Here is a 23,466-nt window from a genome sequence, read left to right as displayed (position 1 = left end):
TTTATTTGTTTAAGTCTTACTTATAATTAAGCAGTTGATTTATGGCTTAATTTATCAGCAATTTCACCTGAACGTATATGTTTATCAATAGCCCGTAAAACATCGTTACGGCAAATAGTACCAAGTAAATTACCATCGTCGTCTACAACGGGATAAACCTTAGGCTTGTTTAACAACATGGTTTGGCCTAACTCTATAATGCTGTCGTAAGGTTTAACTGTTAATACGTCTTTTCGCATCATCTCAGACACATAAGCAAAATGTTTATTGTGATAAATACTATCTAACATTTTAGACAGCACATCATTTTCAGATAAAAAACCGACTAACTGATTATTAGTATCAATAACAGGACCACCAATTTGTTTCGTTTTTAAAAATCTTAACGAAGCTTCTTGCACAACCATGTCAGGTGAAAAAGTTACAGGATAATGATTCATATAATGTTGAACTTGTAATGATTCCATACCACTTGCCCTTTGTTGTTTTTATTGGTTATATCCCTCTTCCCACTGAAACATGCATCTTGAATGGTTACGGGGATATTCTATAACTGTAGACCTTAACGTGTAAAAATACTCAATTTTATTCATTATTTTATCAACGACAGTAAAGCTGAAGCTTCTAATTCACTATTTTGTTGATTTAATTGCTTAACAGCTCCTTTAAAAAGGCTTTTCAAGTGCCCTTTTAAATGCGGTAAAACATCACTTTTGTTAATATCTTTTAACTGGCAAAACATAGCTAAACAATAAACCGTTTCTAATTCAGTTAATGTTGATTGCCTATTGGCCTGCCGATTATTACAAGATCCACACCCACCTTTAAACTGAAAGGCGGTATTAGAAAATATAACTCCAAATCCCATAAAACAAGCGACTAAATCTATGGTTTGTGGAATGTAGTCTTTGCCGCCTGGTGGCAATTGTGGCGAATGATACACAAGGAGTGAGGCTAATATTTGCGCAAATGAAGACACTAAGTCTTGTGGTTGATTAACTTGTGCTGGGTTATAACTAATTTCGATTAAATTCTTATTAGCGATATTTCCACGAGTAATACTTTCGCCGCCATAACTAACCTCAGCTAAATTTCCACTATCATAAGTGTTTTCATTGGCAATCGTAATGTTAGCTGAAGCTCCACGTAATAAGCGACTTGTTGACAATTTAGGTATCTCATTAGTAGACGCTTTATGAGGCTCTACTAACACCAAAGGCCAGTTTTCCATACCTGCGTATTTAACCGTTTGGCTAAAGACTTGTTGCGCCATTTCATGAACGCTAGACACTCTGCCCGGATAAAATTTATTGCTAGGTAAAATAAGCTGACTATCATTTTTTAAAAAATCACCATTAAGATGAGTTATTGCCCACGCATAAGTATCTGCAATCCAGTTGTGTACACTGTCTTCAATAACGGGTTTTGTTTTAAATAAATCTAAAATCATATTTGTATCTTATTATCGTAAAAACGAGGAAGTTTAGTTAGCTGATTTCGCCTGTTGTAAAGCCCAATCCCAACCTTGAGTATTAAATAGCGCAACGGTTGAAAGTGAATGGTGATGGCTACCGCTAGACTCCTTTGTAGAATAAGACAGGTAAATTAAGGTTTTGTGTTCAGCATCATAAATTCTGCGTACCTTAAGGCTTTTAAATAAAATACTTTTTGACTGCTTAAAAACAATTTCGCCGTTTTTAGAGCGATCTATCTTATTTAACTGTGCTTCGGTAATTTCACCTGTTTGACGACAAGCAATAGACATATCAGACGGATCGCTAAAGTCTAAATCCGCTTCAACATGACTTATATGGCAAGTAACACCGGTAATAATAGGATCTTGTTTAGCTTCTATCACAACATCTTTTGTTGTAAACAAACCTAAACTCACCTTGCCAACATTATCAGAGCAACCTGATAAGAATCCGATAGTTAATAACGATGGGATAAATAAAGTGGTGAAAAGAGATGAAAATGTTGCGTTTTTCATAATATAGCATCCTTAAATAACGTTTGCTAAAGATGATAAACTATAACAAGGTATGACGTTAGTTGAACTTGATAAAAATTTTTAGATAACAGTTAAATTAATTATTCGTGATTAAATACAACACAATTACGACCATTTGATTTAGCCTGATAAAGTGCTTCGTCGGCACGCTGTAACCATGTATCTTCTGTTGTATTAGGTACCCAAAAAGCGGCACCAAAAGATACTGTAATTTCTTTACCGTCAGGCGTTTTTAATTGTGCTTTAATCGCTTCTCTTAAGTTATTAATAAAAATATCTTGGTTATCATTCAGCTCTGGAATAAGCAATACAAACTCCTCGCCCCCAAAACGATAAAGTCGATCAGACTTACGTATATTTGATTGTACAATCGAAACAAACTCTTTAAGTACCTGATCACCTACAGCATGCCCATATTTATCATTAATTTTCTTGAAATAATCTAGGTCTAACATAACTAATAATTGTTTTGCTCCATTTCTATTCGAAAAAGACAAAGCAGATTCCAAATCAAAATTCATCGCTCGGCGATTAAAAGCCCCTGTTAGCGTATCAACAGAATTTAGCATTTCTAACGAACTAAATTGTTTTTCACTGTGTTTGGCTGAAACAAAGATACTCATAGATAACATTGACGTTGCTACAATATAGGAATCTAGAGAAATAATCGTAAATACATCGGAGAAAAAGATTAACGACATTGATGATAGGAGATTAATACAAAAAGCTTCAAGAGGCTTAATGAAAATAAAAGTGCTGGCTAATACAGGGTAAATCCATAAAAAGCTATTAATGCCATTAGCAACAATAATAGTAACAGCACCACCATTAATAAATAGAGCAATAACAATACTTACTGACCGAATTTTTTTTGAGTAACTTGCGTAGGCAACCAAAGAAACAATACCTATCACTAACATCAAATCAATAAATGCTGCGAGATTATTACCTTCATAAAATCGAATACAAACAAATGGGAAAACGCCAACAACAGCAACAATCCCAAGTAAGAACAATATAGAAAGTTGATATTTTTGTTGCAACTGATTGATCATAGCGCTCTCAAAATAAAAAATTATGCCATCTGGTTAAGAATAATAAAATGACTTATATGAAAAATGTAATACTCGATATTGTAAATATTTTATATAAATAACTACGCCCTCCTACATATTAACAAAAAAATAGATGATTACTTCTTTTATAGTTGATATTCAATAACGTTTTACAATATGCCTGTTTTCTTTAAAGATAAAGTTATAGGGTTTAGGTAGATATTTGAACTCTATAAGAGGTTTAGCGCTACAAACCTAAAGATATATTCCATAAACTCTAGACGAAAAAAAACCGCTAAATAATTAGCGATTTCTTAGAATGTGGCGGTGAGATAGAGATTTGAACTCTATAATAGGTTTAGCGCTACAAACCTAAAGATATATTCTATAAACTCTAGACGAAAAAAAACCGCTAAATAATTAGCGGTTTCTTAGAATGTGGCGGTGAGATAGAGATTTGAACTCTAGAAGGGCTACAAACCCTTGCCGGTTTTCAAGACCGGTGCTTTCGACCACTCAGCCATCTCACCTGAATGCAAATAACGCTGTAGCGTTAAAGCGAGGCGAATATTAAAGACACTTAGTATGTTTGTAAAGTATTTTTTAAAGCAAAAGTGTAATTTTATTTATCTTGTGTAAAAAACACCAAAAGAATGAATAAAAAGCATACATTTCAGGTCTTATTGTAAAATACTCAATCAAAAACACTGAATTATGTTTACAATTACAGTATACGTTCTACAGTTTAGTTACCCCCTTTTTTGCAGTAAGGAATAATATGGATAGACGAATTTTAAGTTCAGTAGTATTTGTCGCATTTTCAATCAGTGCTTTAGGTTGTCAAAATCAACAAACTATAAGTGTGGATGATAATAACCAAACTACAGGTAAAGTTTCAGCTCAGTCTTCTCTTCCTATTCCTTGTAAGAATTATTCATCTCCACTGGTTAAAGATAAAAGTAAAATCAAAGATATGTTGTTCAAAGAAGGTAAGTTAAATAAAACAATGACTGAAGAAGAAATAACTCAGTATGTTAATGACTTTATCAAAAAGAAAAATAAATCATGCAAATCACAAAAGTTAACAGTTATCACTCCCCTATTAGAGAAAATTCATTATGCATAAATTTTTTAAAACCACTCTTTTAACAAGTATTCTTATATCAAGTCACTTATCTTATGCCGAATCTCTTACTAACATTGTTACTCCAACAGATCTGGGTGTGGTTAATAAAGAAAGGATTGCTTACTGGTTAGAAAAAAGAGGCATATTATTTTCAAATGCTACAGAAAAAGAAAAACAAGACGCTGTGAATGTCTACCTTTCTAAAAGAGTATCAGCTAATAGTGCATTTAACACCTTCAATAAAAAAGTATTAGGCCAACACCAAGCAACGTTGAAAGCGATGTCTAACAACTCAGCATCAAAATCAAACAATCAATTATCAAAAATCAGTCGCCCTAACTTTGCCCCTGCCGATGTCAAAAACACAGTAAAAGTACTCGCTATTATGATTGATTTTCAAGACTTAAAGCATGACAACCATGGTTTAAGTGATGGCGATACAGACATGTTTTACAATGAATATCCTAAATCTCATTATGAAGATTTATTATTTTCAGCTACTGGCTATAACGGCCCTTCGAATCAAAATATAGAATCAGCTTACCAATATTATCAACATGAATCAGGCGAAAGTCTTTCGTTTACGGGTAACACTTATGGTTGGATAACGGCAGATAACGATGCAAAGTATTATGGTGCTAATAATAATGATGAAAATGATAGCAACGTAGGCGAACTTGTTATTGAAGCAGTAACCAAAGCCGTCGCTCAAAACCAAATTGATTTAAGTGATTATGACAAAACCGATTATTTTGATAGAGATAACGATGGCAATATTAACGAACCTGACGGCATTGTTGATCATATAATGATATTTCATTCAAGTATTGGTGAAGAGTCTGGCGGTGGGAATTTAGGAACAGACGCTATTTGGTCGCATCGATTTTTCGTGTTTGACGATAACAACCAACCTATGGATATTGTAGGCTCGACCACGAAAATATTTGGTTATACTATAACACCAATAGATTCGTCTACTGGAGTAGTGGTTCATGAGTTTGGCCATGACTTAGGCGTACCTGACGAATATGATACAGGTAATGATGATATTGGCGCTCCTGTGCAGGCATGGTCGGTTATGGGAAGCGGTAGTTGGTTAGGAAGCCCAAGAGGATCACAACCAGTATCTTTTAGTCCTTATGCTAGAGAATATTTTCAAACACGCTATGAAGGAAATTGGGTCAACCAACAAAGTGTCACGTTAACAGAGTCTTTAAACGAAACCCTCACAGTAAATCGCGCGACTAACCACAGCGGTGGCGTTAATCAGATAAAAATCAACTTACCTAATGTTCCTGAAGATTTTGGACAACCTTTTTCAGGCACGCATCAATATTATTCGGGTAAAGGTGATGAATTAAACAACAGCCTCAGCTTTAATGCCTCAATTTCTGGTAGTAACCCGATATTAAGCATGAAAGCCCGATGGGATATAGAACAAGATTACGACTACCTTGTTGTTAAAGTAAATAACCAAGTAGTTGCTGGTAATTATACCAAAGCGACAAATGAATTTTACTCTCAAGTCAAAAACTTTATTAGTGGTGAATCAACTAATCTCTCCGGTGCATCATTACCATTAGGTTGGGTTGATTTAACTTTTAATTTATCAAATTTTACTAATCAAAATGTCAATATTGAAATTGAGTATGTTACTGACACTGCTGAATATGGTTATGGCTTTGTGGCTGATGATATTAAAATAACATCAAGTAACGGTACTATATTCAGTAATGGTGCTGAAACATTGTTCCCTCTTATATTAGATGGTTTTAGCCGGATAAGTGAAACAGTAGACGGAGCTGAACATTATTACTATGTTCAACTACGTAACCACAGCGTAACTGATTCAGCATTAAAAACGATAGACCACGATCCTGGTGTTTTGCTTTGGTATAGAAACGAAGGGGTTGAAAACAACAATGTGAGTCAACATGCGGGGGAAGTTTTTATTGGTGTAGTTGATGCAGACCAAACACTTATTAAACGTAATAACGCTATAAGAACAACCGAAAAGCAATTACGAGATGCTGCTTTTAGTTTGTATGATCAAACGACTTCGACCTTTGATACATCATTAACGAATAACGCTATTTTTAATGATAGAGATGATTACTCTTCACCACTTCAACCAGAGTCGGGTATTAAACTACCGACTTTAGGTTTAAATATGGAAATTATTACACAAGCTTCTGATAGTTCAACAGCGACTGTTTTATTAACAAAAAATGAAGTAAGCAGTTTAGTAAAAACGCAAAATGGGTTAAGTGTTAGCCTTTCAATTGAAGACGATGAAATAACCGATACGAGTATTTTTACTTGGAAAATGGGTGATGGTACACAGTTAACGGGCAGCTCTGTTAATCATACTTATCAAAGTGCTGGCTCTTATAATGTTGAAGTGTCTTATACAACTGATAGTGGTGAGAAAGAATTATCAAAATCAATTACTGTTGGATCTCCCATACAGGGTAATATCAATTTATCAGCAGATAATACGCAATTAAATTATAGCGCCACACTAACGGGCGGCCAAGGCAACTTTACCTACCGGTGGGACTTTGGTGATAACGAAGGTGTTTCAAGCTTGGTTTCTGGTGCTTATACCTACAAGAACGCTGGTGCATTTACTGTGTCGTTAACCGTAACAGATGAAACCGGTGAATCGTTTGTTTTCACTAAAAGCATTACGATAGACAACCCCTTAATTTCTTCGTTTACATCTTCAACAAATAATTTAATCGCAAGCTTTACCAGTAATGTAGCAGGAGGAAGTAAACCCTATAGTTATTTATGGGATTTCGGTGATTCCCAAACAGATACCTCGGCAACACCTAGCCACACTTATGCTACTGCTGGTGCTTATACGGTGAGTTTAACGATAACAGATGCAGATGAAAAAACACAAACGGTAAGTAATAACATAACCGTTAGTGCCACAACCACCGTTACGAATAATCAAAATCAAAGTAGCTCAAATAGCGATTCAGGTGGCTCTATGGGTTGGTTTATGTTTAGTATTATTGGTTTATTAGGCTGGAGAAAGACGAAGCTAAACAAATAATTTTTTAATTATAAATTCCATCTTAAATAAAAAAGGTCAGATAAATATTTATCTGACCTTTTTAGTTTCATTCTCTTATAATTTGCTCATTAAAAGCTAAACATCAATCAACTTATAACAACTCGGCTAATACTTGCGCTGGATGTCGTGCTTTTAAATCAGCAAAGCGTTTTGTTTGACTTCTACATGAAAAGCCAGTCGCCACAATTTGTTGCGCGTTTAAACGCTCTAATTTAGGCTCCCAGCTTGATTCAAATAATGTTTTAGACTTTTCTACATTCACTTTTTCATGGCCATATGTACCTGCCATACCACAACAACCTACACTCTCTTTTTGTAAAGACAAGCCTAACGCATTAAATATAGTAACCCACTGAGTTTCACTATTAGGCAATGCAGTTTTCTCTGTACAGTGTGAGAATAATTTATATTCTATTTGAGAAGTTAATTGCAGCTTTTCTTGAATGATATCTAGCTTAGGTAATAACCACTCATGAGCTAACATCACGTTAAAGTCACCGCGGTTTTCGCCTAACACTTGTTTATATTCGTCTCTGTAGCAAAGCACTAAAGAACCATCTAAACCGATCATAGGTAAATCTAAGTTGTGTAATTTATTTAAGAACTCAGCTGTATTTTTAGCCGTTTTAGCAAAGCGCGCTAAAAAGCCTTTTACGTGCTGTGCTTTACCATTAGGTTTAAACGGTAATAACACAGGTTTAAATCCGCATTTATGCGCTAACAACATCATAGACTCAACCGTTTTAGCATCATAAAACGATGTAAAAGGGTCTTGTACTATTAATATATATTGCTGTTTTTCTTCTTGTGTTAATGCTTCTAACTTTTCTAAATCAAACGCTTCAAACAAACCTTTGCTTACATGATTATTTACACTTTCTTCAAGTGTAGGCACAGATAATAAAGGTGTATTTACATAACCGATTGTCGCGCTTGAAAACGCATCATAAATTTTAGTACTTAATACACTATTAACTAACTTGGGTGCTTTAGCTAACAACGGCGTAATAACTTCTACATTTGCGACTAAGTGGTCTTTCAAAGGACGGAAATAACGCGTGTGATACAAATTCACAAAACGCGCTTTAAAGTCAGGAACGTCAACTTTAATTGGACATTGGCTTGCACACGCTTTACAAGCTAAACAGCCAGACATAGCTTCCATCACTTCATGAGAAAAGTCATTTTTATATTCACTAGAGAAACGACTTTTCATCTTAAATAATGTTTGTTCAAGTAGTTGTTTAACAGACCAACCATTAACATTTTGTTCGAGTTTAAGAACATCTACACCTTTTTGCTCTAATAAGCGTAACCACTCACGCATCAAGCCAGCCCTGCCCTTTGGCGACTGCCTTCGGTCACGCGTTACTTTACTTGAAGGACACATAGGGCTATTGGCATCGTAGTTAAAACATAACCCGTTACCATTACAGTCTAGCGCTGATTTAAACGAGTCTTTTACTTCAATAGGTATTTGACGATCATAAAACCCACGTTTAATTGCATCAACCGAAACTAACTTTTCAGTAGACTCTATCGGTGTACAAATTTTACCTGGATTCATTTTATTAAATGGATCAAAAGCACTCTTAACTTTACGCAGTTCTAAAAATAATGCTTCGCCAAAAAATTCTGGACCGTATTCACTACGATAACCACGACCATGTTCGCCCCACATTAAACCGCCATATTTAGCGGTTAAAGCAACAACTTTATCTGATATTTCTCGTAATAAAACTTCTTGTTCTGGATCACACATATCAAGTGCTGGGCGCACATGTAAAACCCCAGCATCTACATGACCAAACATACCGTATTGTAAATTGTAGCTGTCTAATAATGCTCTAAATTCAACAATATAATCCGCTAAGTTTTCTGGAGGTACCGCTGTGTCTTCGGCAAACGCTAATGGCTTTTGACTACCTTTAGTATTACCGAGTAAACCCACCGCTTTTTTACGCATAGCGTAAAGCTTGTTAATGCTCGCGAGATCGCTTGTTACTTGATAACCAATAATACCGCCAATGCTACTTTCAATATCTTTGTCTAAGCGAGCGGTTAATTCAGCAACTTGATCCGCTAAATCTTCAACACTGGTGCCGTTGTATTCAACAACGTTAATACCATCCATCACTTTACCTTCAACATCAGTAATTAAATCACTCACTGAATGCCATACAATATCTTGTTTAGCGAGATTAAGAACTTTACTGTCAATTGTTTCAACAGACGTTGCTTTAGCTTCAACTAAAGCGGGAGAATGTCTTAATGCTGAATCAAAGCTGTCGTATTTAATATTAATAACGGTTTTAGCTTTTAAAATTTGGTTTAAATCTAATTTAGCTTCACATACAAAAGCTAAAGATCCCTCAGAACCAGTAATAATACGACTTAAATCAACTTGTGTTAGATCATCATTAAACACGTGCTCTAAATCGTAGCCCGTTAAAAAACGGTTTAAACGAGGGAATTTTTCAAGGATTTGTTCTCGATTATCTTTACATGTAGCAAGTACTTGTTGAAGAATTTTACCTAAACTTGAATCTTCTTGTGAAAGTTCAACGGCTTTTTCCATACTCATGGGAGCTGTATGTAAAAAGTCACCATTAGCTAAAATAGACTCTAATTCTAGAACATGATCAGATGTTTTACCGTAATACAAGGAGCCTTGGCCTGAAGCATCGGTGTTGATCATGCCACCAATGGTTGCACGGTTACTGGTTGATAAATCTGGAGCAAAAAAGAAACCAAAAGGTCGTAAATAATCATTGAGTTGGTCTTTAACAACACCCGCTTCAACTCTAACCCAGTTTTCTTTTACGTTGATTTCTAAAATACGATTCATGTATTTAGACAAGTCAACCACTATACCCGGTGTTAAACTTTGGCCGTTAGTACCTGTACCACCCCCTCTTGCGCTAAATTTAATGTTATTAAATTTTTCTTCGTTCGCAAGTTGAGTAATTATTTGAACATCGAATTTATTACGTGGATTTAACACCAACTGTGGCAGTTGTTGATATACACTGTTATCTGTTGCAACAGATAAACGAGCACTATATTGACAACTAATATCGCCTTGGTAGGGCTTAGTTTGTAATAAACGGGCAAATTCTTGATATAGCGGAGCTACGACTTCGAGGTGATCAATCCTAGGTAACATGTAATTATTATATTTCAGCAAGGTTTAACATGCCGTTAGTATATCATGACGTAATTAAGAATTGATTATTGAAAACCTAATTCATTGACACTTTTTTATATTTTAATAGATAAGAATTAACTTACTTTAAAGTTCACTAACTGCTCAATAAAAAAAAGCACCTAAAGTTTAGGTGCTTTTGGATAATGGTATAGTAAATTATTATTTATTTTTAACTCTACGAGTCACTAACCCCATTACCGCCAAAGAAAAAATAGCAAGAGTAGATGGCTCTGGAACATCAAACACTTCTTTCGCTGTCCCCTGAATACCAACAGTGAAACCGTTCCAGTTTTCATTACTTGAGCTTTGCCAAGTTACACTATCAAATGCACCTGTAAATCGGATTGTACCATGAGGTTCACCAGTACCTAATAAACGGTATTCCATAACCCCTCCACCAATATCAACTACATCTTTATATGAAGTGCCAGCTCCCCAATGTCCTCGAAGGTTATCCACACCATCACCAAAGCTTAAAATTTCGAAGTCTTGATCAAAAGCGTAACCATTACCATTTAAACTCACGTATGAGAATACAGGATTTGCAACAGTTTCAGAAAAGGTAAGTGTTTGAGAACCTGCGTAACGCAGTGCAATCATTTCAGCTGCCGTAGGTATATTTTCTACAAATGCACTCGTATAAGGAGATCGAGTTACATCTTCAAACCCATGAAAATAATCAAATCCTGTACCTGTTTGAAGAAACGCATAACCTTGTGGATTAGTATAAGTGATATTAACCGTTGAAGTCGTGGTTACAAACTCACCAATTACTTCGTTTGCTGTGCCTGATTGCCAGTCGGCCCACTGTATAATTGCGGCACTAGCCGTAGCAGCAAATATACAAGTTGAACATAGTATATATTTAATTAATTTTATAAATGCAATATACATATTGGTATCCCTCTCATTTTATTTTATATAACTATAACTAAAGCCAGCATAATAAATGCCAATCTATTAATTACATTTAAATACAATGAATTATAATTCAACATAGATAAAATTGACTTATAACTGTAAAAATATTGGACATATAACAATCAAATGATTAAACATGTTGCTCCCTTTTTACAACATATGTATATAAAAATGTACTCCTGATAAGTTTTGAAAAAAAATGAGAATATAATAATAAGATTAACCATTAACTAAGCCCGACTTTACCTGTACAATTTATTCATAATTTTACTGTTCAACTTTGAGTACAACTCTTTTAGAAAAGCCCATGACAATTAAAACTGATGAATTACGTACAACGCTTATTGATAACTTAGTTTCTCCTGAAGAATTAGCTAATCAAATTCCCCTTGATCAAGAAACCGCTGATTTTATTATCGAAAGTAGAAAAAACATTGAAAACATCATTACAGGTGAAGATGACAGGTTACTCCTTGTTATTGGTCCTTGTTCTATTCATGACACTGAAGCAGCTATTGATTACGCTAAAAAACTTAAGGTATTAAGTGATAAACATAAAGATGAGCTATTAATTGTAATGCGTGTTTATTTTGAAAAACCTAGAACAACCGTCGGATGGAAAGGTTTAATAAGTGATCCTAATTTAGATAAGTCATTTAATGTAGCAAAAGGGTTAAACCTTGCGCGTAATTTGTTAATGGATATTAATAGATTAGGTTTATCTGCCGGTACTGAATTTTTGGATATGGTAACTGGGCAATATATTTCTGATTTAATTAGTTGGGGAGCTATTGGCGCACGAACTACAGAAAGCCAAGTTCATCGTGAATTAGCTTCTGCTCTTTCATGTCCAGTAGGTTTTAAAAATGGAACTGACGGTAATATTCAAATTGCTTTAGATGCCATTAAAGCTTCAAGTGTACCTCATGTTTTATATTCACCCGATAAAAGTGGTCAAATGTGTATCTATCAAACACATGGTAACCCGCACGCTCATGTAATTTTACGTGGTGGAAAAACACCGAACTACCATGAAAATGATATAAAGCAAACACGTGAATCATTAGAAAAATCGAGTATTCATACCAAAATAATGGTGGATTGCAGTCACGGAAATAGCTACAAAGACCATAAAAAACAGATAGATGTTGCAAACTCAATTGCTGATCAAATTAAAAACGGTGAAACATCTATATTTGGTTTAATGGTAGAAAGCTTTTTAGTTGAAGGTAATCAAAAAGTTGAATCTATTGATTCGTTAACTTACGGACAAAGTATTACCGATGCTTGTGTAAACTTAACCGAAAGTGAAGAAATTATTAATGTGCTTGCCAACGCAGTAAAAGTTGCACGCGCTAAATAACACTAAATTATTTATTATTCAGTTTTAAAATATACCCCTTAAAACTGAATAATAAAATACCCTTTATTTTAAATGGCTCTCAGCTTTACCCAATCGATAAGAGTCTATAATTCCTATCAACCAAATAATACCTAATCCGTAAAGATAATAGCTAAAACTGCCTTCAGTCATACTTGCAAGTTCAGTGTCTATCTGATGCCTAATTTCAATAATATCGAGAGGTATTTGTCCGGCTGAAATTTGGTCAGCTAAACTGTGAGCCACCTGAAAAATATCGCTAAATAAGAAGAGTAAAGGTAAAGTAAAAGCGCATGCAAGCACAGCACACGCTATACGCTTATTTAAAATGTAGTGGCCAACACCTGGATATACAAGCGCCGAAAGTAAAACGGCTTTTAAAGCAATATTCAAAACAATGTCCTTGTTCTAATAAGCAAACAACGTTGTAAATTTATTTAAATGACATCCATTTCATTAATGGATTAGCATTACTCTATTGAAATAGGAAGTGAATGGTCAGCGCCCCATTCAGCCCAAGAACCTGCATATAAACGTACATCTTCAAAACCAACAATATAAGCAGCAACAAGAACAATACTTGCAGTAACGCCAGTACCACACGAAAAAATCAATGACGTTTTATTATCACAAATACCATCAAATAACGCTTTTAATTCTTCAGTGGTTTTATATTCAATTGAATTCAGTACCATTCCATAAGGTAAATTAACTGATTTAGGAATATGTCCTGACCTAACACCAGAACGAGGCTCTGGTTCTGTACCCATAAACCGCCCTTTTGAACGAACATCAACAACTAAAGCTGTTTCTGAAGTTATGTTACTTAGTACATCATTACTATTAACCAGTAACTGAGGTTTATAAACAGGTTCAATTATTTCACCTGTAGTTTTTAAAGCTTCGATATGACGATCTTCAGTTAAGTATCCATCTTGTATCCACTTAGGTAAACCGCCATTTAAAATGAAAACATGATCAAAACCAAACGACTTAAAAACCCACCAAGCCCTTGGGGAAGAATATATTCCCTGATTATCGTAAAGCACTAAAGTACTTTGCTTTGTAAAACCTATTTTAGCGGCAAGTTGTTGAATATCTTCTTTTAAAGGAAAAGCATGTATAGCTTGTGATCGTAAATTCGATAATGCTTCAATACTTACTTTGTAGCTGTTAGGAATAGTGATTAATTCATCATAAATAATAGGTTCTTTGCCTATTACAGTCGTTACACTGACATCTAATATAAATAAATCTTTTTTATCAATATTTGTTTTTAACCAATGTGTAGAAACCAACGGGTTATTCATATGCTTTCTCTATGACCTATGTACTAATGAGTACGTTTATATTAAGTTAATTAATAACAAATTGTATACACATAAAAGTCAATAAGTCTTATATTGTAAATCGTTATGAAAAGTATAAAACTAAATCTGAAAGAAATTAAGAATATAAATAAAAGAATGGTGGTATGTGACGAAAATAGAAATATTTCAGGGTAACGCTATTAAAAAAAGGTGCTAATAATTAAATTATGCACCTTTATGGGTATTAGCGAGTATAAAGGCTTACTTTAGTTTAGCTAACAAACCATCACTAGCATCTTCCACTAGATCTAAAACGAATTGAAATCCCTTTGCACCACCATAGTAAGGATCTGGTACTTCAGATTCTTCATGATTACTAGCGTAGTCTAGAAAAAGTTGAATTTTATAATGTAGGTGTTCCGGTGCTATTTTTTTAAGATTTTTAACGTTGTCACTATCCATAGCAAGTATAAGATCAAAAGCGTCAAAGTCTTTTTCTACAACTTTACGAGCTTTAATTTTATCGAAAGAATAACCTCGAGCCATACCTGCTTTTTGAGCACGATGATCTGGCTTTTCTCTAGCATGAGAACCTATAGTTCCAGCTGAATCAATTATAATAGATAAACCCGCTTGATTAGCTTTATGTCTGAAAACAGCTTCGGCACTAGGTGAGCGACAAATATTGCCCATACACACAAAAAGTACTGAGTTAATATTTTTTAAATCGCTGTTTTCTAGCATGTTTCACCTATAATGAAGTTAAAGGACCGCCTAATGATTTAGACGAGATAACATATACTATAATCATTGTTCAGCATTTTTAAAACAATAATTTAATACTTTATTAACAAAAACTTCATTTATAGCCATAATCCTAAAATAATAATAATTAGGCATTCTAAAATATACAATTTAAGCGAGTCATACCAAATAAACGCATCTATTTAGTATGACCATCCTATTTATGATAAAGGAAAGAGTCTGTGATGTAAGGTTTCAACCACTTTATTAGCATCATTTTCTGGTACTAAGAAACACAAATTATGTGCGCTAGCACCTTGGCAAATCATGCGAATATTTACACCTTCAACAGCATCAAAAATAACATTACCTATACCGCTTGTAGTATGAATATTATTACCAATAACCGCTACTAATGATAAACCGTGCTCAACTTTTACTTCACAAAGTTGTTCTAAATCTTCAACAACCGCTTTGGTAATAACCGCTTGTGTTGAACCTGCTGGATTATCAAAGGTTAACGCAATACTAATTTCACTTGTAGTGATGAGGTCTACACTCAGTTCATGCTTAGCTAGAATAGTGAATACTTTAGCTAAAAACCCGCTTGCATGAAGCATTTCAGGGCTTTTAACAGTTACCAGTGTTTGCTCTCGTCTTAAAGCAATTGAACGATATGTAGGTGCAGAATCAACCACTTTTTGAATGCGTGTACCACCTTGTTCAGGCGCTTTACTGCTACCCACAAAAACAGGGATGTTTTGTCTCATGGCTGGAATTAACGTGGCAGGATGCAGAATTTTAGCGCCAAAGGTTGCCATTTCTGCTGCTTCACCAAAACTGATTTCTTTAATCGCTCGCGCTTGATCAGTAATACGGGGGTCCGTTGTAAAAATACCTACAACATCGGTCCAAATAGCTAAATCGTTAGCGTTTAATGCTTCAGCTAAAAGCGCAGCGCTGTAATCGGAACCGCCTCTACCTAGCGTTGTTGTTTGCCCCGCTTCATTTTGGCCAATAAAGCCTTGAGTCACAATCACATTGTTTTCAAGTTCAGGAAGTAGCACTTGCGTAGTATTTGTTTTTAATGCGTCAAGATCAACCACCGCTTTACCAAATAAACTATTTGTTCTCATTATTTGGCGAACATCAAACGCTTTACCGTTTACACCTATGGTTTGTAATACTTCTGCAAATATAATTGAGCTCAGTTGCTCACCGTAAGAAAGAATAGCGTCGGCAATACGTAAACTATGATTTAATGATTGTTCTTTTGCATGCTGAGTAAGTTCAGCCAGTAACTGCTCTACTCTTTCATTTAACTCAAGCTCTTTACTTAAATGTTGAGTAATATTGAATTGAATTGCTTTTATTTTATTAACAATGTCTAGTTGTTCATCTTGTGAAATTTGAGGCTGACTTAAACGCACCAAATAATTAGTTACGCCTGAGCTTGCAGAAACAACCACAACTTTATTAGCTGAGTCACTTTTAATTATATTCGCGCATCTAAGCATCGCCTCATAATCGGCAACACTGGTTCCACCAAATTTCGATACAGTTAAGTTTTTTACAGTAGACATTATAAACTCGCTCTTATTGAATGAGATAATTGAATAGAATTTGTTTGTGAGATATTTAACATTAAAGTCTCCCTAAATACGTTAGTAAACGTTTAAAAAATAAGGAAGAGCATGACTGATTGGATTAGTGTGCAGATGAACTTATAACTAAACATTCAGCCAGAAGCTCTCCACCAACATGGTGACAGCCCTAAGGATTCAACCCTAGCGACCGAATATTATGTGCCATTAACAGTAATATTCTCGGCGGTAGTCCCCCTCAATAATAATCATCGGAATATTGGCTTCCTCATATTATTTACCTGGCTATCGCACCTCTTCTGGTATTAAAAAATACTAATAAAGAATTAGTAGCATTTAACGATGCGTATTAGACACTAAATACAAAAGCAATGCAATAGCCTTTTAGATGGCTATTTGAAAAAATCGAAAGAATATTATTTTACTAATCGTTATACTTAACAAAACATACTGAGTTAGTTAAATATTCATGGATTTATTCTTTATTAAAAAGCTTTTAGGTATTTTATTAATGCCTATTAATATCGTTCTTGTCTTATTGTTCATTGCTATTTTATTATTTAAATACCATCAAAAACTTAGTCGAGGTTTTCTCATATTAGGTTTTATGGTGTTATTCATAGCCTCTACACCTTATATTTCAGATAACTTTATCAAACCGATAGAAAGCCAATATAAAACCTTTAGTAAACAAGATACGACATTAGACTATATAGTTATTTTAGGATGTGGTCATACAACCAATAATGAATTACCTGCTTTAACTCAACTACAAACATGCTCATTACAACGACTAATAGAAGCGTTTAGGATTTTTCAATTACATCCAGAAGCAACAATCATAACCTCGGGTTATGGTGGGGGTGATGTAGAATCGAATGCTGTAAAAGTTAAAGATGCTGCTATATCGTTAGGAATACCTGAAGCTAAAATAATAACTCAACCTTCTCCTAAAGATACAGAAGAAGAGGCCATACTAATTGCTCCACTATTAATTAATAAAAAATTCGCGTTGGTGACAAATGCTAATCATATGCCAAGAGCTGCGCAGTATTTTATCAACCAAAACACTGCCCCTATTCCTGCCCCAACAGGATATTTTTATAAAGGCAGCAATGATAATTTTCTTGAAGAACTCCCCCGATCTACTGCATTAAATCAAACATCTGTTGCTTGGTATGAAAAACTTGGGCAATTTGTGCAGTGGCTTAAACGTTAATTATTTATCAATAAAAAAGATTAAACCGGATTATCGATATCAATAAATACAACTTCTACGCCTAGCTCAGTTTGTAAATGCTCGCCTAAAGCTTTTGCGCCGTAGCGCTCTGTTGCATGATGGCCTGCCGCAAAAAAGTGAATATCCATTTCGTGCGCTACATGAGTCGTTTGCTCTGATACTTCACCAGAAATAAACGCATCAATACCCTGTTCTGCGGCTAATTCAATATAGTTTTGACCACCGCCTGAGCACCAAGCAACCGTTTTAATAGGCTTATTAGAAGGTGGCTGAATGTGTAAACATTCGCGTCTTAACGTGTTGGAAATCAATGTCTGAAGTGCTTCTCCTGTTTTTTCTTCAGTAAATTTTCCTTGAATAGCAACGCTGTAATCATTTCCAATTTCTAAAGGGCCCGTAACGGTTAAGCCAAAAAGTTTAGCAAGTTGTGCGTTATTACCTAAAACGGGGTGAATGTCTAAGGGCAAATGATAAGCGAATAAATTAATATCATTCATTAGAAGTGACTTAATACGCTTATGCTTCATACCTCGAATAACATAAGACTCATTTTTCCAAAAATAGCCATGATGTACTAAAATCGCATCGGCATTTATGCTAATAGCTTCATCTATTAATGCTTGTGTAGCAGTAACTCCCGTCACTATTTTAGTGATTTTTTCAGAGCCCTGTACTTGTAATCCATTAGGACAAAAATCTCTAATTTTTTCCGGTTTAAGTAAGTCTAATAAGTATTTTTCTAATGTTGTACAGGCAATTGTTTTATATGTCATAGTCTTATTTTGAATATTATTGAATGAAGAAAACCTAAGTTTTATTAGGTGTTTTATGGCTAGAGCTCATGCCTGTAACTTTAACAGGTGAAAACTTTGGACGTAACTTCCACTTTGGCTTAATAGGCGTTAATGGCAACACGCGCTTTTTAGCTACTATAATGTAAACAGAACCTAATTGAGGCAAAAAGTTATTAGCAAAACGCTGCCAATAAGAAAACAACTTCCCCTTTCCTATAGTACCAGCAAGTGATGAATGTATTAAATGTTCGTCAGCTAAAATTTCATAGCCCATTAAATGTAACCAGTCTTTTACTCGCATAGAAGAAAAAAATCGCTCATTCCAAGGAGACTTCTGTCGCCTATATGGTATAAAGCTGTTTAGTCCCGCTAAACTAAAAGGATTGTATCCTGTAATAACTAAATAGCCGTTGGGAATTAAGACTCGATTTGCTTCACGTACAACATGATGCGGATCGCCTGTAAATTCTAGAACATGGCTTAACAAGCAAACATCCACGCTATGTTCTAAAAAAGGCAAATCATCAATATCAGAAATTACAGCAGCATCGGGCGATCTTTCATCAATGGTAACCTGATGTTTAATCGTCGATTGACTACAATCCACCTCTCCACTTAAAGCGCCTATTTTAAGTAAATGATATCCAAAAAACTTCGGTGTCCATCGAGCTAAAACCTGATTAATTTCATCAAGAATAACTTTGCCATTAGGTAATTGCTCCCAACCTTTTGGGTAGCGTTGCTTTCTAAAAGCTAAAGCAGGTTTCATATACCTAATTCCCTTAATTAACTGCGTGAATAATAAAGTTTTAAAAACTGATACCGTATTTTAAAACGTTTATATGAACATAATATCTCAAGGTACTGAAACTCGCATCTTGAAGTAGTATGAGTATAATAACCGTATTACAGAAATTATATATTAAAAATAAGTCTAAAATGAATTCAACACAACCTACCTCGCCTCTATTGGTAAAAGCAATTAAGGCTTTTAGCGATAACTATATTTGGTGCATTCATTCAAACACTGCGAATTATATTGCTTTAGTTGATCCAGGAGATGCTGACGTATGTATTAAATATATACAAGACAACAAACTTCAACTAAGCAACATTCTTATTACTCACCGTCATAGTGATCACGTTGGTGGTGTTGAAAAACTTGTTAAGTACTGTAACGATAACAACTGGCCAATTACCGTATACGGCCCCACCAAAGAAGCAATACAATACAGTAACATTCAAGTTAAAAATGCAGATAACATTTACTTAGAAGCTTTAGCGATAGACTGTCGAGTGCTTGATATTCCAGGCCATACATTAGGGCACATCGCTTATTTAATTGAAGATAATTTATTTTGTGGTGATACTCTATTTTCTGCGGGTTGTGGACGAGTATTTGATGGAACAAGCGAACAACTTTTTAACTCATTACAAACCTTATCTGCTTTATCTGAAAAAACACAAGTCTATTGTGCACACGAATACACCCTATCTAACTTAGCTTTTGCGCTTACTGTAGATCCCAGTAATGAAGAACTAGTGAATTACTATAATTATGTAAAAAAAATACGCGATAAAAATCAAAGCAGTATTCCTACATCTATTTGCACCGAGAAAAAAATAAATCCATTTTTACGATGTTTTGACAACAACATAAAGCAAAGTGTTGAAGCATATTGCAATGCTACATTAACAAGTGAATTAGACATTTTTACTCAATTAAGAAATTGGAAAAATGAATTTTAACTTAATAGTCTTTCTTGAATTAGTATTTCAAATAAGTGACACTTACGCCACATTTAACGAATAGAACTTTTCATGAAGTATATTTCTCTCTCATTAGCATTATCAATAGTACTTGTTGGTTGTCAAAGCACGCCATTTTCTCAACAAGCAAAACAGACAAATAATCCCAAGTTAACACCTGAAAACACCGCTAAACCGTCTGATATTCATCGATTACTTGTACTCGGTATACAAGAAGAAAGTATTGCTCCTTTACCCAAAATAGCTAAAGGCACACCCGTAGAATATAGTAATGTATGGGAACGTATAAAAAACAACCTCGTATTAGATATCCCTATTCATGAAAATGTGATCAGTCATAGAAATACTTATTTAAAGCACCCTACCGCTTTAAATAACTTATTAAAGCGCTCAGAACCCTTTCTTTACTATATTATTGAAAAATTAGAAGAAAATAACATACCACTTGAAATAGCTCTTTTACCTTTAGTAGAAAGCGCATTCAGTCCTTATGCACGTTCTAGTGTAGATGCTTCAGGTTTATGGCAATTTGTTCCTGCAACAGGTAAACAATTTGGCTTAAAACAAAATTGGTGGTACGACGGCAGACGCGATGTTATTGCTTCAACAGACGGCGCAGTTGAATATTTAAAATACTTACATAAGTTTTTTGATGGTGACTGGATGCTTGCCCTAGCCGCGTATAACTCGGGTGAAGGTCGTGTACAACGCGCAATGAAAAAAAACATCCGTAAAAACAGACCTACGCATTACTGGGAATTAGAATTACCTAAAGAAACTCGAGATTATGTTCCTAAACTTTTAGCCATTATTGATATTATTCAACACGCTCAAGAATATAAAATTGACCTTTACCCTATTGAAAATAAACAAGTGGTAAATACGGTTAAAGTAGAATCACAAATTGATTTATCTGTTGCAGCCCATTTAGCGGGTTTACCTTTAGACAAATTTAAAGAATTAAACCCCGGTTTCAATCAATGGGCAACAGATCCTAATCATTCAACAAGCTTCCTATTACCGAATGAAAATATTGCTAGTTTTAATGACAAGTTAGCTAAACTGCCCAAAAAAGATCACATGGTTTGGCAACGTTATCAAATAAAACAAGGTGATAGCTTAGGAAAAATAGCCCATAAATTTCATTTAGATATTAATTCAATCAGAACCATCAACAAATTATCAGGTAATAATATACGAGCAGGCAAACATTTATTAATTCCGGTTGCTGCAAAAGACAGTTCAAGTAGTCAACAATATACTTTAACTGAACAAGTACAATTGACTGATAGTCAACCAACTGAAACAAAACAAATCCATGTAGTGAGTGCTGGTGATACTTTATGGGATATAAGTAAAGCTTATAAAGTTAGTACTAAAGAGATAGCTAAATGGAATAATATTTCAACTCAATCGACCTTAAAGTTAGGTCAAAAACTTGTTGTTTGGAACGCATCAATAACACCAAAATCTAAAAGCATTACTTACAAAGTAAGACGTGGCGATTCTTTTGCACGTATAGCAAATAAATTTAAAGTATCAATTAAAAGTATTGAGAAATGGAATAACCTAACCAGAAAAGAGTATTTGCAACCAGGGCAAAAATTAAAAATAGATGTCAGTAGTAATGGTTAACAGATCTTAAACAAATGCTAACTCAGTTGTGATCAACTCACTTTTATACAGGTAACAAAAGTGAGTTGACTAAAAAATAACGTCAGTATTACTCTTTATTAAATCTCACCTATTATAATTGGTTTCATATGTTGCAAACTCTATTGTATTTTTACCTTTATTTTTAGCAACATACATAGCTTTATCACTCGCGATGGTAAGTGCTTCAATATTAAAAACATTATCCGGGCAAGATATACCAATTGAACAAGATAATTTTATGGGGTTATTCGCTATATCTTTAATTGAACGAATATTTGAACGTAATTTATTGGCTTTGTTTTTTATATCGTCATATGAACTGCTAGACGTGTATACATAAATAAATTCATCTCCCCCTAATCGACAAAGAATATCGGTGTTACTTGCTTCTTCTTTTAGTACATAGGTGACTTTTTGCAATAATTCATCTCCCACCTTATGACCAAATCGATCGTTTATTTGTTTAAACCCATCAAGATCTATAAACATGACAGCAACACTATTTACCGATATATTATTGTTTTGCAACCACTGTTCAGCATGACAATCTAACCACCTTCTATTATATAAGCCGGTTAAACTATCTAACCAAGCCATTTCTTCAAGCTTTTGTTGGGCGTTATCTACTTTCTCTTTTTCATTTTGAATAGCCCAAATAGTAAAGCCATAAATAAGTACAACTTGGCAAGCAAATTCAATAATGCCGAATATTGCTAAATATCGATAAAATAATCCTCCAAAAAGTAAGTCTATACTGGCAATGATGTATACGCTCCATGAAAGACCGTAGGTAAGCATGGCATACGAAAATATTTTAGGCCCAGATTTTGAATCATCTTTAAAGAATTGAATGGTTTTTATTGCCACCCAAGAAGAGATAATAAGGCAAAAAACACTTCTTAACCCTACTCGTAAAATATATCTTTCTTGCCATTGTTCCGGTGAGTTAAATGAAAATGTAACCCCCACAGAAAAAATAATAATAATTGTAAAAACGAACCACCAATGAAAGTTGATCTTGTGCTCAGACTTCATCGTTAAGCAACCAGCAAGTAGTAAAATGGGCCCGCTATAACCAAAAAATTGTGAGAAACCTGTGCAGACTAATAAGGACCAGTGTTCATTAATTCCTTGGATCCTTAAAATCATAGTCAAACCACCAAAAAATGTATAACCAGCCATCAAAAACCAAGCCATTGCCCAGTACTTCTGATAAAAATATCCCATTTGGCTATTTAAGGCATACAGTAAACCAGAGGCAAAAAACATAATTAAGCTAACAGAAAGTATTGTTACAGCTAAAAAGGCAAAAAGAGGTTCTATTGTCATCATAACTATAAATTTCAAACTTATGTGGGGGAGATTCTTATTTGAGTATAGATTTGTAATGAATATAGTCAAATATCAAGGCGATAAATTATGAATAAACAGTAGATTAAAAAAAGCATTAATCATGGTAGTGTTCAAAAATCTGTGTCATTTCAGTAAACTAGTAAAAACAGGAATGACACATGACAAATCAATTCAATTTCGAAGATGCAGTTAAAGCACTTCAAGCAGG

19 protein-coding genes, 1 tRNA gene and 1 riboswitch are annotated in these 23,466 nt (G+C 34.4%); of the genes, 6 read left to right on the top strand and 14 right to left on the bottom strand.

The window, feature by feature from the left end:
- Positions 1 to 26: 26 nt before the first annotated feature.
- From B0X80_RS19070 to B0X80_RS19050, 5 genes are all read right to left on the bottom strand, one after another.
- Positions 27 to 467, bottom strand: coding sequence for a CBS domain-containing protein (locus B0X80_RS19070; RefSeq protein WP_077343206.1), 441 nt, complete (start codon positions 465 to 467; stop codon positions 27 to 29).
- Positions 468 to 592: 125 nt separating this feature from the next.
- A complete protein-coding gene (locus tag B0X80_RS19065; RefSeq protein WP_077343204.1) occupies positions 593 to 1,450 on the bottom strand; it encodes a hypothetical protein in 858 nt (285 codons plus the stop codon).
- A gap of 33 nt (positions 1,451 to 1,483) precedes the next feature.
- Positions 1,484 to 1,990 (bottom strand): CreA family protein, encoded by a 507-nt coding sequence (locus B0X80_RS19060; RefSeq protein ID WP_077343202.1) that lies wholly within the window; start codon positions 1,988 to 1,990, stop codon positions 1,484 to 1,486.
- Between the two features lie 101 nt (positions 1,991 to 2,091).
- Positions 2,092 to 3,066, bottom strand: a complete 975-nt coding sequence (locus B0X80_RS19055) for a GGDEF domain-containing protein (protein ID WP_077343200.1) — start codon at positions 3,064 to 3,066, stop codon at positions 2,092 to 2,094.
- A gap of 439 nt (positions 3,067 to 3,505) precedes the next feature.
- Positions 3,506 to 3,596: transfer RNA gene (locus B0X80_RS19050), tRNA-Ser, on the bottom strand.
- A 248-nt stretch (positions 3,597 to 3,844) separates the two neighbouring features.
- On the opposite strand from B0X80_RS19050, the gene B0X80_RS19045 reads away from it, so the two are divergent.
- Complete coding sequence (locus B0X80_RS19045; protein WP_077343198.1) at positions 3,845 to 4,192, top strand: hypothetical protein; 348 nt, start codon at positions 3,845 to 3,847, stop codon at positions 4,190 to 4,192.
- The gene (locus B0X80_RS19040; RefSeq protein WP_077343196.1) at positions 4,185 to 7,256 is read left to right on the top strand and encodes an immune inhibitor A domain-containing protein; all 3,072 of its coding nucleotides are present in this window, start codon (positions 4,185 to 4,187) and stop codon (positions 7,254 to 7,256) included. The genes B0X80_RS19045 and B0X80_RS19040 overlap by 8 nt, the downstream gene beginning before the upstream one ends.
- Positions 7,257 to 7,368: 112 nt before the next feature.
- Here the strand turns inward: B0X80_RS19040 and ydiJ are convergent, their stop codons facing one another.
- Both ydiJ and B0X80_RS19030 read right to left on the bottom strand, forming a co-directional pair.
- Positions 7,369 to 10,443: a D-2-hydroxyglutarate dehydrogenase YdiJ gene (gene ydiJ / locus B0X80_RS19035; protein ID WP_077343194.1), complete on the bottom strand. Its 3,075-nt coding sequence runs from the start codon at positions 10,441 to 10,443 to the stop codon at positions 7,369 to 7,371.
- Positions 10,444 to 10,644: 201 nt separating this feature from the next.
- The gene (locus B0X80_RS19030; RefSeq protein WP_077343192.1) at positions 10,645 to 11,379 is read right to left on the bottom strand and encodes a PEP-CTERM sorting domain-containing protein; all 735 of its coding nucleotides are present in this window, start codon (positions 11,377 to 11,379) and stop codon (positions 10,645 to 10,647) included.
- Between the two features lie 334 nt (positions 11,380 to 11,713).
- Between B0X80_RS19030 and B0X80_RS19025 the strand changes: the two genes are divergently transcribed.
- Entirely contained in the window at positions 11,714 to 12,769 is a 1,056-nt protein-coding gene (locus B0X80_RS19025; RefSeq protein WP_077343190.1) for a 3-deoxy-7-phosphoheptulonate synthase, read from the top strand.
- 63 nt (positions 12,770 to 12,832) lie between these two features.
- Here B0X80_RS19025 and B0X80_RS19020 read toward each other — a convergent pair whose 3' ends face one another.
- The 4 genes from B0X80_RS19020 to lysC all read right to left on the bottom strand — a co-directional run bounded on the left by B0X80_RS19020 (position 12,833) and on the right by lysC (position 16,424).
- Positions 12,833 to 13,180, bottom strand: a complete 348-nt coding sequence (locus tag B0X80_RS19020) for a hypothetical protein (protein WP_077343188.1) — start codon at positions 13,178 to 13,180, stop codon at positions 12,833 to 12,835.
- A gap of 77 nt (positions 13,181 to 13,257) precedes the next feature.
- On the bottom strand, positions 13,258 to 14,097 hold the full coding sequence (locus B0X80_RS19015) for a sulfurtransferase (RefSeq protein WP_077343186.1): 840 nt from the start codon (positions 14,095 to 14,097) through the stop codon (positions 13,258 to 13,260).
- Between the two features lie 261 nt (positions 14,098 to 14,358).
- On the bottom strand, positions 14,359 to 14,841 hold the full coding sequence (locus B0X80_RS19010) for a low molecular weight protein-tyrosine-phosphatase (RefSeq protein ID WP_077343184.1): 483 nt from the start codon (positions 14,839 to 14,841) through the stop codon (positions 14,359 to 14,361).
- Between the two features lie 221 nt (positions 14,842 to 15,062).
- Positions 15,063 to 16,424 carry a lysine-sensitive aspartokinase 3 gene (lysC, locus tag B0X80_RS19005; protein ID WP_077343182.1) on the bottom strand — a complete coding sequence of 454 codons (1,362 nt, stop codon included), beginning with the start codon at positions 16,422 to 16,424 and terminating at the stop codon, positions 15,063 to 15,065.
- A 155-nt stretch (positions 16,425 to 16,579) separates the two neighbouring features.
- Positions 16,580 to 16,752: riboswitch (Lysine riboswitch) on the bottom strand.
- 204 nt (positions 16,753 to 16,956) lie between these two features.
- Here lysC and B0X80_RS19000 point away from each other — a divergent pair.
- Positions 16,957 to 17,664: an ElyC/SanA/YdcF family protein gene (locus tag B0X80_RS19000; RefSeq protein ID WP_245825501.1), complete on the top strand. Its 708-nt coding sequence runs from the start codon at positions 16,957 to 16,959 to the stop codon at positions 17,662 to 17,664.
- A gap of 20 nt (positions 17,665 to 17,684) precedes the next feature.
- On the opposite strand, the gene B0X80_RS18995 is transcribed toward B0X80_RS19000, so the two are convergent.
- Together B0X80_RS18995 and B0X80_RS18990 are read right to left on the bottom strand one after the other, a co-directional pair.
- A complete protein-coding gene (locus tag B0X80_RS18995) occupies positions 17,685 to 18,458 on the bottom strand; it encodes a Nif3-like dinuclear metal center hexameric protein (protein ID WP_077343178.1) in 774 nt (257 codons plus the stop codon).
- Between the two features lie 34 nt (positions 18,459 to 18,492).
- Positions 18,493 to 19,248, bottom strand: a complete 756-nt coding sequence (locus B0X80_RS18990; RefSeq protein ID WP_077343176.1) for a class I SAM-dependent methyltransferase — start codon at positions 19,246 to 19,248, stop codon at positions 18,493 to 18,495.
- Between the two features lie 170 nt (positions 19,249 to 19,418).
- On the opposite strand from B0X80_RS18990, the gene gloB reads away from it, so the two are divergent.
- Positions 19,419 to 20,228 (top strand): hydroxyacylglutathione hydrolase, encoded by an 810-nt coding sequence (gene gloB, locus B0X80_RS18985; protein ID WP_077343244.1) that lies wholly within the window; start codon positions 19,419 to 19,421, stop codon positions 20,226 to 20,228.
- A gap of 72 nt (positions 20,229 to 20,300) precedes the next feature.
- A complete protein-coding gene (locus tag B0X80_RS18980) occupies positions 20,301 to 21,884 on the top strand; it encodes a LysM peptidoglycan-binding domain-containing protein (protein ID WP_077343174.1) in 1,584 nt (527 codons plus the stop codon).
- 105 nt (positions 21,885 to 21,989) lie between these two features.
- On the opposite strand, the gene B0X80_RS18975 is transcribed toward B0X80_RS18980, so the two are convergent.
- A complete protein-coding gene (locus B0X80_RS18975) occupies positions 21,990 to 23,237 on the bottom strand; it encodes a GGDEF domain-containing protein (RefSeq protein ID WP_077343172.1) in 1,248 nt (415 codons plus the stop codon).
- Positions 23,238 to 23,466 lie beyond the last annotated feature (229 nt).

It is taken from the genome of Pseudocolwellia agarivorans (genome assembly GCF_002000085.1).
In the GTDB taxonomy this organism is placed as follows: Bacteria; Pseudomonadota; Gammaproteobacteria; order Enterobacterales; family Alteromonadaceae; genus Pseudocolwellia; species Pseudocolwellia agarivorans.
This window is presented reverse-complemented; position numbering and strand designations above follow the sequence as displayed.

Bases quoted from the DNA above. Each gene is read 5' to 3' on its own strand.
- B0X80_RS18990 (WP_077343176.1), bottom strand. From the start codon at position 19,248: ATGAAACCTGCTTTAGCTTTTAGAAAGCAACGCTACCCAAAAGGTTGG.
- B0X80_RS18995 (WP_077343178.1), bottom strand. From the start codon at position 18,458: ATGACATATAAAACAATTGCCTGTACAACATTAGAAAAATACTTATTA.
- B0X80_RS19045 (WP_077343198.1), top strand. From the start codon at position 3,845: ATGGATAGACGAATTTTAAGTTCAGTAGTATTTGTCGCATTTTCAATC.
- B0X80_RS19055 (WP_077343200.1), bottom strand. From the start codon at position 3,066: ATGATCAATCAGTTGCAACAAAAATATCAACTTTCTATATTGTTCTTA.
- gloB (WP_077343244.1), top strand. From the start codon at position 19,419: ATGAATTCAACACAACCTACCTCGCCTCTATTGGTAAAAGCAATTAAG.
- ydiJ (WP_077343194.1), bottom strand. From the start codon at position 10,443: ATGTTACCTAGGATTGATCACCTCGAAGTCGTAGCTCCGCTATATCAA.
- B0X80_RS19000 (WP_245825501.1), top strand. From the start codon at position 16,957: ATGCCTATTAATATCGTTCTTGTCTTATTGTTCATTGCTATTTTATTA.
- B0X80_RS18975 (WP_077343172.1), bottom strand. From the start codon at position 23,237: ATGATGACAATAGAACCTCTTTTTGCCTTTTTAGCTGTAACAATACTT.
- B0X80_RS18980 (WP_077343174.1), top strand. From the start codon at position 20,301: ATGAAGTATATTTCTCTCTCATTAGCATTATCAATAGTACTTGTTGGT.
- B0X80_RS19070 (WP_077343206.1), bottom strand. From the start codon at position 467: ATGGAATCATTACAAGTTCAACATTATATGAATCATTATCCTGTAACT.
- B0X80_RS19065 (WP_077343204.1), bottom strand. From the start codon at position 1,450: ATGATTTTAGATTTATTTAAAACAAAACCCGTTATTGAAGACAGTGTA.
- B0X80_RS19015 (WP_077343186.1), bottom strand. From the start codon at position 14,097: ATGAATAACCCGTTGGTTTCTACACATTGGTTAAAAACAAATATTGAT.
- B0X80_RS19025 (WP_077343190.1), top strand. From the start codon at position 11,714: ATGACAATTAAAACTGATGAATTACGTACAACGCTTATTGATAACTTA.
- B0X80_RS19060 (WP_077343202.1), bottom strand. From the start codon at position 1,990: ATGAAAAACGCAACATTTTCATCTCTTTTCACCACTTTATTTATCCCA.
- B0X80_RS19030 (WP_077343192.1), bottom strand. From the start codon at position 11,379: ATGTATATTGCATTTATAAAATTAATTAAATATATACTATGTTCAACT.
- B0X80_RS19010 (WP_077343184.1), bottom strand. From the start codon at position 14,841: ATGCTAGAAAACAGCGATTTAAAAAATATTAACTCAGTACTTTTTGTG.
- lysC (WP_077343182.1), bottom strand. From the start codon at position 16,424: ATGTCTACTGTAAAAAACTTAACTGTATCGAAATTTGGTGGAACCAGT.
- B0X80_RS19040 (WP_077343196.1), top strand. From the start codon at position 4,185: ATGCATAAATTTTTTAAAACCACTCTTTTAACAAGTATTCTTATATCA.